Below are 13,354 nucleotides of genomic sequence, written 5' to 3'. Positions count from 1 at the left end.
AACCTCGCTTTCCCTTTATCACAACAACACTACCTTTCATTAACATAAGAATCTGCAAATTTATATAAAGCTGCCACAAGTTCATTACCATATTTGATTTTATTAAGACTTACAATATCCGTATCTTGTGCTTTTGCTTGGTATTCCGCACGTGCATCTTTTTTTAATTTACTAATTCTACCAGTACTATCCAAATCCTGTTTGCCAGCCGTATGTCGAGAAAATAGATCTAATATTTCGTCATTACTGATAACATCAATGATTCCCCATTTTAAGCGGAAATCAAAAATATCATCTTTCATAATCATAGTATTTACATCTTCAATGACTTCCAAACTAGTTAACTTTACAGGATATTGAATAGTCTTTCCTTCTGGAGGATACGTACCTTTATAAATTGCATCAGCCGCATTATTAATTTGTTTTGCATATTGGCGATCATCTAAAGCCATTGCAAAGTCATTAATTTTTTCACGATAATCTGCAGCTGCATCCATACGTTTTTCATGAACAGCATTCATTAATGCTTCTATCAATTCAGTGAGATAGTCATAGTTAACACTAATTTGTTTTACATGTATCATGCGTAGTTCAATTTGAGCAACCGGTACATCATGATTTTCAGCAATACGCTCTTTCAAATCGTTATACAGAGATGTCGTTAACATTTCTTCTTGTTCAGGTGTCATTCCTAGCAAGGTGACAAGTTCATCTGGATTATCATAGTCAAAACCGATGTCTTCTCCATTAACAACATCCGGATCATATTGTTTTAGCTTTGACATTCCCACGCTATATGTACGCATAAGATTAAACATTTCCTCTTGCTTAGCTTCGCTAGCAGGAACTTCTGTAAAATTATCCGTCATATCTGCAAGGCGGTCTACCACTTGTTTTACCTCTTCAAATTGTTCTTTGAAAGGTTTTGCCAAAACACCAGTATCAACTAAAGCCCTTGTATCAACTAATGTTTCTTGTACATCAGCGGAATGCTTATTAGCATAAATACTTAAGGCTCTATTCATAAACTCTTCGTTCTTAGCTGGCCATCTGTAATTGACTATACGGCCCCACGGCTTACCTTGATTATCGGCAATACGATTTGTTCTAGAATAAGCCTGGATTAGCATTGCATCCTTCAATGTACGGTCTACGTAAAGTGTATTTAGCTGCGGTGCATCAAAACCAGTCAAGAGTTGATCCACAACAATAACAATGTCTAAATATTGCCCATCTTGTGCTGTACGGTTCAAACGTGTGGTTAAATCCTGAGTGTATCCAGATACATCATCAAGTCCAAAACTAGTACCAAACATCTTATTATAGTGTTTCATTGCACGTAATAGACCATCATTTGTAGTTAATTGGTTATCACTATTATTAGTACTCATACTGAAAGTAATACCAACTTTTAACGTAGGTAACTCTTGCGCCTTACGTTCTTGGTTCACTCGATCAAATTCTTCAAAGTACAATAAGGCCATTGGTGTACTAGGTCTATTGCCACCTACATGTGTAGTAAGCATTGCGTTATAAGCACCATCATTAGACCGGTTTCTCCAATTTTTAAAGATATCTTCTACAACCAATTTTACGTGCTCTTCATTATTATCATAGAAGCTTGGTTCTATCATATCATCCATATCATTATCAGTAAGGTTAGCAATCTTTCGTTCAATATCTAACTCATTCCAATCAGGATATTTATCTTTATAGAACTTTGGTAGGTATTCAAGTTTCATTTTGTCTTCCGCAATAGTCGTTTCGAAATCCACTTTAAAACCTAATACATTTTTATCTGCAATGGCTTCCCGAATAGTATACGCATGCAACAACTTACCAAAAACTTCATGTGTTTTAGTACCTTTTCTACCGACCACCTTATCAAACATAGGGGTTCCTGTATAGCCAACCCAAGCAGCACCTTTGAATACCTTTTGTAAATCTTCAAAGCTTTCACCACCGGTAGACCTATGTGCCTCATCGACAATAAATACAAAGTTTTTCTTCGGTACTACAAAGTCTTTACGATTAATGAGGGTATTTAATTTTTGTACAGATGTCACAATGATGCCATACCCTTTTTCATTTAATTTCTTCTTTAATGCCGAAGTATTTTCTGTTCCACCAATGGTATCAAATTGTTTACCATCAATATCAATAGAACCTTCAGGGTCATATGCCTTATAGTTTGCTTCAGTTTGTTTCGTTAACGCTATACGGTCAACTACGAATACAACCTTGTCTACATTTGGCATGCGACTCGCCAACCATGCAGTTTTAAAACTAGTAATCGTTTTACCAGATCCTGTAGTATGCCAAACATAGCCTAATTTATTAATTGGCAAATCAAAATCAGCGCGTTTTAATTCATTTAAAACTGCTTTTGTTGCATATACTTGGTAAGGACGCATAACCTTAAGCATCTGTTTATTCTTAGTCCCATCAAGAATAGTAAACAATGTAGACATTTGATGTGCCATAGGTATGCTAAGGAACATATCTGCAAATGTAGTCCAATTGCGAACAACCTTGTTATCATTAGGATTTTGCCATTCAAAAGCAAAATCTTTATTAAACAAATCGGCCGTAGTATTCGCCATATATTTAATTCGATTAGGAGTCATTGCGACTAGAATTTGAACGGTTGAGAAAATATCACTGTACTGTTTTTCCTGAATATATTGATGCATTTGATTTAATGCTTCATCTACAGAATGTTTTACAGATTTTTCTTCAATTTGAATAATTGGCAAGCCATTAATGAGTAGTGTTGTATCAAAACGACGTTCTGGGCGACCTGCAATTTGTGGTTCTCTCTTAACTTGGCTAACCACTTGATAAACAGTATTACCTGCCCCAATTTGCTTTTGATCAAATACTGTTAAAAATACATGGCGACCATCATCTAGATCGACCTCTACTTGGGATACACCATTAATACCATATAGAAACTGTCCTGCTTGATATGGAGTGTATAGTTCATTAATTACCTTTTGAACTTGTTTAAATTCCGTATCACTTAATGGTTGTGTCAATTGATTTTGATTCAATTGATATAAAATCTTACGGAAATTCTCCCAAAGAGCCTCTGTTGTTTTTATGGTTGGCTCATACTTCCAGAGTTTACTTTTATAAACCTTCATATTTCCATAAGCATCTATTGTATCGCCTATTTGATTAGACTTAGCTGCATTAGTAACAATCCCAGTTGATAATTGCTCAATTAATTTATTTTCAAATTCTAGCTCTGTCATATTAGTTTACTCCCTGTAACATATTAATTGCTTTTCGATATGTATTATCTGCCACACGCTGTTTTAATGCTCTTAGTCGTAATTGTTTAAAATAAATATCCCCCATAATACGTTGTGTTTCAATAGATGGTAATTTTGGTAACTGGATTTCTTTTAATAAGCTAAGACTATAACGTACAACTTGACTACCTTGTAAATTTTGTTTGAACTGCCTTTTAATTTTAGAATTCTCATTAATCAAATAAGCCATAAACTTTTTATCAATAGGCGTATTTAACGGCTCCATCCGAACATAGTTTTGAGTAAAAAGATAACCTTCATGATCACTGGTAACGAGGGTAGCAATGCCAGATATTGTACTAAATATTAAATCTCCTGCTTTAAGAGTAGAGCCTTTATATTCTGTACGAATTTGTTTTCTATCACTCATAGATCCAGGTACACCAGTTAAATCTTCATATAATTCGTTCTGTCCATACAAGGTATATAGCACTGCATCTTCACTAGTGCTTTCCTCTAATCGATATTGTGATACCCCTGTATTACTATGAAATATATCTTTAATATACACTATGTCACCTCTTCCTCAAAAATAGTTTTCATTTTATATTTATTTTTGCATGTAAAAAAATTACACTGTATAACTTTTAACTTAAGTATACAGTGTAATCCATACAAAGGCAATAATAAATTTGTAATTTTTAAAAATGCAGAACGGTTTTCTTTAATTCTAAATAATTAACTAAACTATTTTATATTCTTAATATCATAAGTAACCATTTCTTTTGGCATCTTAGCCCCTAGTCCACTTTGGAATGTATTATAGTAGTCCTTATTGTTATTAGTATCCACATATTGCACAATATCACGATAGTCTTTTACCAATAGATTACTATTATTAGATATAATAAAGTGCGTATATACAAATTGTTTGTCATGAGATACTAACATATACAAAGTTGTTTTAGGGCGCTTAATTTGCAAGTATACAGATGGCATAGCATCATTCCATACGGTAGCAAATTGAATTGGTTGTCGCATTGAATATTTATCAGACATAATGATACTTCGTACAACTTTTGGGAATATATTCTCTAGATGCTGCATATCAGTATCTGCTATTGGCATCACCATAATCCCCTCTTTATAATGATCGCTATCATGTATGTACATATACGAATCGCTTTTATCTACCCGTACCATTTTACTTGTTTTTAGTGTTAAAAATGTAAAATCATTAATTTTTAATGTCTTACTTTTAGAAAGGATATCCTTAGCTGGCTCAATAGATGGTAGAACATAGTTTACCAAAGGTGACATTATAATCTCTTTAGTCTTATCTACACCTTGTTTCTCCAATGAATTGAACTGTTTTTTAGGTGTCAAATTGTAACCGATATGATAGGAAATTGTAGGTGTATCCTTCATTGTAAAATTGATACTCCCTACCATCGGCGTCCCCTTAGCATATGTTACATCCCATGTAGCTTTTTCTATAGTAGGATACATAAATTTATCAGCATATAATGAAGGATTAGGCGCTTTATACACTCCAGCTGTTTTCTCTGCAATAGCTTTCATATCATCAATAGTCAACTTGTTATATGGAATCTTACTATCTTCCCAATTATTTCCAGCTGGTTGATGTCGTAATTCATAGGCCATAATCCCATTAGGACTCATAATCATTGCCTGTTTGAAAGCAGAGGTGCCATCTGAAATTTTTTCAGTATTACCATACCTACTTGGATATGGCATAGTAAATTTTATATTTGCCCCATCCTCCTTTAAAATAAATACTGTTGAAGAAAAATTTAACGAATGGTTTAACTCACGATTTGAATAAATTACCTTATCTAAATCTATGTCACCATTACCTACCACAGCTTTGGGCATATAATCTTTTATCTCTGCTTCAACCTCATGTTCCATCTTATGTACATCTAAATCAGTCTTGCGATAATTTTGATATGCCTCCTTTGATATTGTAGGATCCGCACCTGGTATATTAATATCAATCGCATGACTTCCTAACGTAACACAGCTTAAACATAATGCAGCCATCAATATACGTTTCATAATAGACTCTCATCCTTTCACATAATGTCTCTCAAATAGTATATATGTATAGAATATCATATTTTAGTTGACATTTAGTAGTACAATATAAGTATAGAATTAAGGAGATGATACATATGAGATTTACAAAACGTATGCTCGTCATGACCTTTTTAGCCGTGACTGCTGCTGTATCTACGGGATTTGCTTATGATTATGTATGCAATGGATCACAAGCAAATTGCAATACCAATGCTCAGTATAAATGTAATGCAGATACTCAATACAATTGTAATACAAACGCTCAATACAACTGTAATAATAACAATACAGTTTGTAACAATACTAGCCAAAGTTATTGCGGTCCAAACTCTAATACAAGAGGATGCGGCGGATATAGAAGATAATATGATAAGTACACTAAAAGCCTATAGTACTGTATATGTACTATAGGCTTTTATAGAGTTTATAACAAGAATACTATTTAATGCATCAATGTACTGATAAGACACAATTTAAAGCTACACTTGTATTAGGAGTTCATGCGGTTAAAGTATTCAATGGCTTTTGGTGTAAAACCAATATAGGTATTACCAGCTGCGTACGGTCCTAGTTCATATGGTTGGTAAACTAGATCAATGTTCCCCTTACCGCGTAAGCAATAGTTATCGGTTACATATTTTACACTCCATCCATTTGGAATATAGCTCTTTGTATGATTACCTGTATAATAACTTAATACATGGGATCGTAAGCCGTTATCCAATTGTGCTGCATTCGCAATTTTTATATAGTTATATAATGGAATGCGTTGACCTGTTACTTTATTATATACAAGACCTCTTGTATTATACATACCATGAGCAGCTCCGGCGTAGTAATAATAGGTAGTTAGTAGGATTGAAACAACTTGACTATCCTCATAGGTAACCTTATAGTTTTGAGAAACTTGATAAATATGTTGGTTGTAATACATATCCTTTGCTTCGAGTACATAATTTGCAATATCTGTATTAATAACTCTTTGAGCATAAGCATGATCTGTATAAACTAAAGGATACTTTAAATCTAAATTTACATCTGATTGACTGCCTGTAACAACAGTTGCATACGTTGGTACAGTTAACATAACACCTAACATAGAGGTCATACATAGCTTTTTAAAGATTCCCATAATAATGTCTCCTTTTACAAGCACCTTAAATAGGTTTATTACTATGTTAGTTCTACAAGCTATAATAAAACTCCTCTTTTATATTTTACTTTTTTGATAGTTTATTTCACTTTATAAAACAGCTAAAACGATTTAGTATTTTACACTAAAATATAAATGTAGCTATATCATACTTTCACCATACAAAAAGGACCCTCCAAAGAGAGTCCTTAATCTGTATTATTATGCTATTAAGCGTTTTTAGCTACTTCCATAAACTCATTTATCTTATTTCTTATGAAGAGTCATATTTTCAAAAGTTGTACCATAAGCTTCTTTAAAGATATAGTTACCTACAACATATTTAGGATCATGCAAAGCTACATCAACGTATTGTTCTGGAATATTACCGAAATTCCCTAAAGCCATACCTTCATAATTAAAATCTTCCACACTATTTATTGTTAATTTCATACCAGAGCTAGCTTGTTTAGCATATATGAGAAGTGAATAGTCTTGTGCATACTGTGGAGTACGTAATACGCTGGCTACAGAATGGTTTATATCATAACGATAAGTAACTAAAACCTTGTGAATATATGAGTTAGTTCTACGACTATTATTATTTTCAACCTCATATACAACGGCCTGTGCTTTATAAATAAACTCATTCTCTTCTACTCTTTTAATGGAACTTTTATCTACAAAATACGTAATAGCATTTTTTCCTGTAAGAATAGGAACATTGTTCTTATCATTTTTAATTGCTTCCATCGATATAGCTTGGATCTGTAATGGTATTACTATACATACTAACAATAACATAGAAAATAATTTTTTCATTATTTTAATTCCCCTCTTTTAATATTTATCACACACATTCTATGTATAGAATATCATATTATAAAAGTTATTGATAATCTATTACTTTCACCACATAAAAAAGGACCCTCCAAAGAGAGTCCTCAATGTATATGATTATGCTATTAAGCGTTTTTAGCTACTTCAACAAGTTTAGCGAATGCTGCTGCATCGTTAACTGCCAAGTCAGCCAACATTTTACGGTTTACTTCAACGCCTGCTTTAGCTAAACCAGCGATGAAACGACTGTAAGTTGTACCGTTGATGCGAGCCGCTGCGTTGATACGAGCGATCCACAATTGACGGAATTCGCGTTTTTTCGCACGACGGTCACGACGAGCGTAGTACAACGCTTTCATTACTGTTTCGTTAGCTTTTTTGAACAAACGGGAACGTGTACCGCGGTAACCTTTAGCTAATTTTAAAATCTTTTTATGACGTGCATGAGCTGTAACGCCCTTTTTCACTCTTGCCATTGTATATTCCTCCTAAATTACGATGTATCGATCTAATAGTTAACGATTAAGCGTATGGTAAGCATTTAGCTACGCGTTTGTGGTCAGCTTTTGCAACCAATGTAGCTTTACGTAAATTACGTTTACGAGCTGGAGATTTTTTCTCAAGAATGTGGCTTTTGAAAGCTTTCGCACGCTTGAATTCACCAGTACCAGTTACTGCGAAACGTTTAGCCGCTGCGCGACGAGTTTTAATTTTTGGCATAATATAATCCTCCCAATACCTTATTTACTTACTAAAATCATGGTCATGTTACGACCTTCTAATTTAGCTGCTTTTTCAATAGACGCCGTTTCTTTGAGTTCTTCAGCAAAACGTGTCAACACTGCCATGCCTAGTTCTGGATGTGAAAGTTCACGACCGCGGAACATAATGGTTACTTTTACTTTGTTACCTTCAGCCAAGAATTTGGATGCGTTTTTCATTTTTACATAAAAGTCATGGTCTTCAATATGTGGACGTAATTTGACTTCTTTCAAAGTTACGATTTTTTGTTTCTTTTTCGCTTCTTTCTCGCGTTTTTGTTGTTCATAACGATATTTACCGTAGTTCATAATGCGAGCTACTGGTGGTTTAGCGTTAGGTGCAATTTCCACAAGATCAAGATGCTGTTCTTCAGCCAATGCCAACGCCTCACGGCCAGACATAATACCGATTTGTTCGTTTTCAGGACCTACGACACGAAGTTCACGAGCACGAATCTCTTCATTAATGCGTGGTGTATCCTTGCTAATAGCGTTCACCTCCAAGAGAATAAAAAAAACGGACGGCAAACACCATCCGAATAGAATTCTCTATATTAACCTCATACTTCTTGGTATTAGGTGAGTGGCGGATGGCCTCTGCTTCATAAATTACTTAATTATAATAACAAATTAGATAGTGAAAGTCAACAACAATCTTAAGCTGCTCTCAGCAATTTATTATTACAACTCTTTTAGTATAACAGAGATTATAAGTTCTGTATATAGGCATACTTACTGACACCTATCCCCCTTTATGTATACAATATTTCTATAATATGATTATTAATTCTATAGAAAAATACGATACAATAATATATATAATATATTCTACCTAGCAAGGTATTATCTAACTGGGTATTATTTAAGTGAGTATTATCTAGCTATGTATTATCTAACTAGATATTATTTAACTGATTATTATCTAACTAAACATTATCTAACTAAGTATTATACAGTAATAGGTATTACACAAACTGAAAGGGGTTTTATCATGAGTGTAACAACTAGCTTGCCTCCTCAAAAGGCTCGTACAACAATTCAAAATATAGGTCTTATTCTTGCCTTTATTGTTTTAGGTAGCATTTTATTATTACCTACACCAGAAACATTATCTACCGGTGGTCATCGCATGATTGGTGTCCTCGCCTTTGCTATCATCTTGTGGATGACATCGGCTGTATCCTATCCGGTAAGTGCGACCATGATTACAGCGCTCACTGCCTTATTACTAGGTTTCTCTCCAAATCCAGAAGCGCCAGCGAAAGCTATGGGCACAGCCAATGCCTTAAAGCTGATTATTTCAGGTTATTCTTCCCCTGCGATGATTCTCGTAGGTGCAGCTATGTTCATTTCCGTAGCCATGCGTAAAACAGGTCTCGATCGTCGCATAGCCATGCTCGTATTATCTAGTGTAGGTACAAAGGTTAGCCGCATTTATTTAGGTGTTATTATTACAGGCCTTATTCTCGCATTCTTTGTACCAAGTGCAACGGCTCGTATCGCTTGTTTAGCTCCAATTATTATCGGTATCGTCGAAAACTTAGGTATTGAACGTAAAAGCCGTGTAGCAGCCCTACTCATGGTAGGTGCCGTACAAGCAGATACATTTTGGAATATTATGATTCAAACAGCTGCTGCTCAAAACCTCGTAGCTGTTGGATTTATGCAAACACAGATGAATACATCTGTAAGTTGGATTGATTGGCTCACAGCAGCTGCACCGTTCTCCATAATTATGGCTATCATTACCTACTTTGTAACGCAAGCTTTTATCAAACCAGAGTTTAAAGAGCTCGTTGGCGGTGATGTCCAACTCGCTAAAATGCGTAAAGAAATCGGTCCCATGTCATTTGATGAAAAGAAACTATTATGCATCTCCATTGGTTTATTAGCATTGTGGGCAACAGGAGGTAAACTACACTCCATCGATACTACGACAACTACAATCATAGCAATTGCCTTATTCTTCTTCCCTAAAATTGGTATTATGGACTGGAAGTTTGCACAGCCAAACATCGATTGGGGGTCGATTGTCATGTTTGGGGCTGGTATCGGTCTTGGATCTGTATTACTTAAAACGAAAGCTGCTACTTGGCTCGCACAAGTATTCGTAAATGCCTTCTCCCTTGAAACGGCAAGCGTGTTCCTTTTGATTGCTATTATGGCTGCCTTCCTGATTTTAATCCATCTTGGATTTGCATCAGCTACAGCTCTCTCTTCTGCCATGATTCCTATCGTAATATCCATCGTTATGGGACATTCCGCAGAAGGACTTAATCCACTTGGCGTAACAATGCTCATGCAATATGCAATCTGCTTTGGTCTGGTATTGCCAGTAAACTCACCACAAGGCATGGTAGCTTATGGTACAGATACATTCGACGTAAAAACATTTATGACTACAGGAATTCCATTAACCATCATCGGCTATATCATGATGCTCGTATTTGCACTGACATACTGGCATTGGATTGGAATTGCGTAAAATTAATTAACTATCAGAATCCTACAATTTCTTACTACTGGAAATTGTAGGATTCTTAATTTTAGCAGTTTAATTCTTATACTTATATATTAATATTTTAATACAATGCTTATTATCTAACCTCTTAAAACATTAAGCTACCATATTTAATCTGAACGATTAGTATATTTCTTCCTGACTGAAATGTCTAAGTACATATGATAAGTTTGATTTCATTTCTCCCTTTTTATTCATACACATAACAGAAAATGTATTTCCTAAAACTTTATCATGTATGACTTGTACCTCTTCAAATAAAATCTTACCTTCATAGGTCAAAGCTAAACATTTAGATCGTTTATCATTTGGGCAAATATCAGAATTTACTAAGCCTTTTTTCACTAGATTCTTTACGACTTCAAATAGATTACCATATGATATGCGTAATTCATCTACAATAAAGCCTAATGTTGGATTGCAAGATGATACATAGACAAACTCCAAAACATTGTACTGCATGGGTGTTAAGCCAAACCGTTTTAGTACGGCTACCTCCCTATCATGAATTACCGTATATATACGCTCAAATAAAAACCATAACTGCTTATCCTCTGGTAAAAATACATCTCTAGGCACTCTTTTTGCCAACTTTAACCGTTTTCCGTATCGCACAGCCCGCTCTAATCGATTAAAACGTTCCTCACTCTCACTAACCTCACGCAAACGTAATCGTGCCACTTCGCTCACACCTTCTCCATATATATACATACAAACAAAAATATTCTTATATATATTGCTATTTAAAAATTAACGGTTAAACCTATTTACTATTTCTACCGACATAGCCTATTTCCCAGATACTACCAGTTAAAAATAAATATTTTTAACTGGTAGTATCTTTAAAAAGACATATATCATTCCTTAGTAAAATTAGTTTTAACTAATAATTTCTCTAAAACAATAGCTTTCTTCCCTTAGCAAAAATAGTTTTAATTGGTAGTATTTCAAAAATGACATATATCTCCACTTGACGAAATTAGTTTTAACTGGTAGTACCTCTAAAAAGACATATATCTTTCCTTGTAGAAATTAATTTTAACTAATAGTTTCTCTAAAACAATAGCTTTCTTCCCTTAGCAAAATTAGTTTTAATTAGTAGTATTTCAAAAATTACATATATCCACTTGATGGAATTATTTTTAACTGGTAGTACTTCTAAAAAGACATATATCATTCCTTGATAAAATTAGTTTTAACTGGTGGTATATTCAATAATTATATAAAAAGTAAACCTTGCGTTATACTTTACATCAAAAACTAAATATCCCAAAATATTATTCGACACTTTTTATTAAATTCCTGCAAGTAACTTCATGATTTATAAAATAATAGTTCCATAAATATAAAAAGCACCGTCTAAAGTGATATTCCCCCTTTACGAGACAATCAGTAAAGGTGGGACATATCAAAGACAGCGCTTAGTTAACTATTAAAGCGTAATTCAATAGATATCTCTATTTTATTAAACTCATTTACCTATTCTATTTTATTGAATTAATTTGCCTAGTCTAGTTCCTTACCTTTTAGTTCAGGAATTAAGAATACGGTTGCCAATATATCGATTACATAAATAATAGCCAAGAATGCAATTGCCACTTGGTACGAGTACATTGAGATAATCATACCTACTACCATTGGGCTAAAGCCACCTACGGCGCGACCGATGTTAAATAACACGTTTTGAGCCGTTGCGCGAGCACTTGTTGGATAGGCTTCTGCCATTAAGGCACCATACCCACCCATCATACCATTTACAGAGGCCCCTAGAATAGCGCCGGCAAATAGCATAGCTGTTGGATCAGATAGTTGAGAATAAATCAAAATAGATGCCACAGCACATACTTGGAACAAGATAAATGTTGGTTTACGGCCAATTTTATCAGCCAATCGTCCGAATAACCAAATGCCGACCATCATACCACATACAGTAACAGCAGTCCACAAACCAGATTTTGTAAGGGAAAACCCTAATTGCTTACTCAAGAAATTAGGCAACCAAATCATAATACCGTAGTAACCAAAGTTTTGAACAGATGTTAAAATAGCAACACCTATGGAGGTCTTTGTAGTTCTTACATCTTTTACTAATAACTTGAATGAGTTCGTATGGGAATGTTCTTTAGTGTCTTTACTTTGAACAAAGATTTCTGGTTCATGTAATTTCGCACGGAAGATCCAGGCCACAAAGGCAGGAATAATGCCAACCATGAACATACCACGCCATCCAATATAAGGAAGTAATACGGGTGTTAACAGTGCTGCAGCCAATACGCCTAACTGCCAGCCGATGGCAACATAGCTTGTTGCCTTTGCACGATGTTGTGCAGGCCATGCTTCAGCTGCTAAAGCCATACCAATACCGAATTCACCGCCTAGACCGATGCCGGCAATTGTACGATATATGAGAAGATCCCAATAGCCTTGTGCAAAAGCACAAAGCCCAGTGAATACAGCAAATAATACAATAGTCCATGTCAACACACGAACACGACCAAACTTATCTGACAAGGTACCAAAGATAAAACCACCGATTACGGCACCTACCAAGGTCCACGTCACAAGTGAACCTGCTTGACCAGTAGTCAAGCCTAAGTCCCCTGAAATCAAAGTTAGCATAAAGCCAAGAATCAAGAGATCAAACCCATCCATGGCATAACCTATAGATGAACCAATAACAGCTTTCCAACCGTATGAATTTACTTCTTTCATAGTCATTTCCTTTCGCTACTCACAGGTAACA

General features: G+C 34.8%; 12 protein-coding genes. 2 read left to right on the top strand and 10 right to left on the bottom strand.

What is annotated here, in order from left to right; all coding sequences use genetic code 11:
- Nucleotides 1-29: 29 nt before the first annotated feature.
- The 3 genes from PK1910_RS01360 to PK1910_RS01350 form a co-directional block, all read right to left on the bottom strand.
- Nucleotides 30-3,257 (bottom strand): type I restriction endonuclease subunit R, encoded by a 3,228-nt coding sequence (locus PK1910_RS01360; RefSeq protein WP_287509127.1) that lies wholly within the window; start codon nucleotides 3,255-3,257, stop codon nucleotides 30-32.
- A 1-nt stretch (nucleotide 3,258) separates the two neighbouring features.
- On the bottom strand, nucleotides 3,259-3,828 hold the full coding sequence (locus PK1910_RS01355; RefSeq protein ID WP_278466432.1) for a restriction endonuclease subunit S: 570 nt from the start codon (nucleotides 3,826-3,828) through the stop codon (nucleotides 3,259-3,261).
- Between the two features lie 176 nt (nucleotides 3,829-4,004).
- Nucleotides 4,005-5,336, bottom strand: a complete 1,332-nt coding sequence (locus tag PK1910_RS01350; RefSeq protein ID WP_278466431.1) for a hypothetical protein — start codon at nucleotides 5,334-5,336, stop codon at nucleotides 4,005-4,007.
- A gap of 116 nt (nucleotides 5,337-5,452) precedes the next feature.
- Here PK1910_RS01350 and PK1910_RS01345 point away from each other — a divergent pair, with 116 nt between their 5' ends.
- Nucleotides 5,453-5,722: a hypothetical protein gene (locus tag PK1910_RS01345; RefSeq protein ID WP_071815115.1), complete on the top strand. Its 270-nt coding sequence runs from the start codon at nucleotides 5,453-5,455 to the stop codon at nucleotides 5,720-5,722.
- A 125-nt stretch (nucleotides 5,723-5,847) separates the two neighbouring features.
- Here PK1910_RS01345 and PK1910_RS01340 read toward each other — a convergent pair whose 3' ends face one another.
- From PK1910_RS01340 to infC, 5 genes are all read right to left on the bottom strand, one after another.
- Entirely contained in the window at nucleotides 5,848-6,489 is a 642-nt protein-coding gene (locus PK1910_RS01340) for a PdaC/SigV domain-containing protein (protein ID WP_004697221.1), read from the bottom strand.
- A gap of 267 nt (nucleotides 6,490-6,756) precedes the next feature.
- Nucleotides 6,757-7,242 carry a hypothetical protein gene (locus PK1910_RS01335; protein WP_331299195.1) on the bottom strand — a complete coding sequence of 162 codons (486 nt, stop codon included), beginning with the start codon at nucleotides 7,240-7,242 and terminating at the stop codon, nucleotides 6,757-6,759.
- Nucleotides 7,243-7,454: 212 nt separating this feature from the next.
- Complete coding sequence (rplT, locus tag PK1910_RS01330; protein WP_004696335.1) at nucleotides 7,455-7,805, bottom strand: 50S ribosomal protein L20; 351 nt, start codon at nucleotides 7,803-7,805, stop codon at nucleotides 7,455-7,457.
- Between the two features lie 46 nt (nucleotides 7,806-7,851).
- A complete protein-coding gene (rpmI, locus tag PK1910_RS01325) occupies nucleotides 7,852-8,049 on the bottom strand; it encodes a 50S ribosomal protein L35 (protein ID WP_004696338.1) in 198 nt (65 codons plus the stop codon).
- 20 nt (nucleotides 8,050-8,069) lie between these two features.
- A complete protein-coding gene (gene infC, locus PK1910_RS01320; RefSeq protein WP_038150063.1) occupies nucleotides 8,070-8,588 on the bottom strand; it encodes a translation initiation factor IF-3 in 519 nt (172 codons plus the stop codon).
- A 493-nt stretch (nucleotides 8,589-9,081) separates the two neighbouring features.
- On the opposite strand from infC, the gene PK1910_RS01315 reads away from it, so the two are divergent.
- Complete coding sequence (locus PK1910_RS01315) at nucleotides 9,082-10,575, top strand: DASS family sodium-coupled anion symporter (RefSeq protein ID WP_077708546.1); 1,494 nt, start codon at nucleotides 9,082-9,084, stop codon at nucleotides 10,573-10,575.
- Between the two features lie 159 nt (nucleotides 10,576-10,734).
- Here the strand turns inward: PK1910_RS01315 and PK1910_RS01310 are convergent, their stop codons facing one another.
- Complete coding sequence (locus tag PK1910_RS01310; protein WP_287511251.1) at nucleotides 10,735-11,301, bottom strand: MarR family winged helix-turn-helix transcriptional regulator; 567 nt, start codon at nucleotides 11,299-11,301, stop codon at nucleotides 10,735-10,737.
- Nucleotides 11,302-12,117: 816 nt separating this feature from the next.
- Nucleotides 12,118-13,323 (bottom strand): MFS transporter, encoded by a 1,206-nt coding sequence (locus PK1910_RS01305; RefSeq protein WP_287511253.1) that lies wholly within the window; start codon nucleotides 13,321-13,323, stop codon nucleotides 12,118-12,120.
- Between the last annotated feature and the right edge of the window lie 31 nt (nucleotides 13,324-13,354).

The sequence above is a fragment of the Veillonella parvula genome, from assembly GCF_036456085.1.
Lineage (GTDB): Bacteria > Bacillota > Negativicutes > Veillonellales > Veillonellaceae > Veillonella > Veillonella parvula_E.
This window is presented reverse-complemented; position numbering and strand designations above follow the sequence as displayed.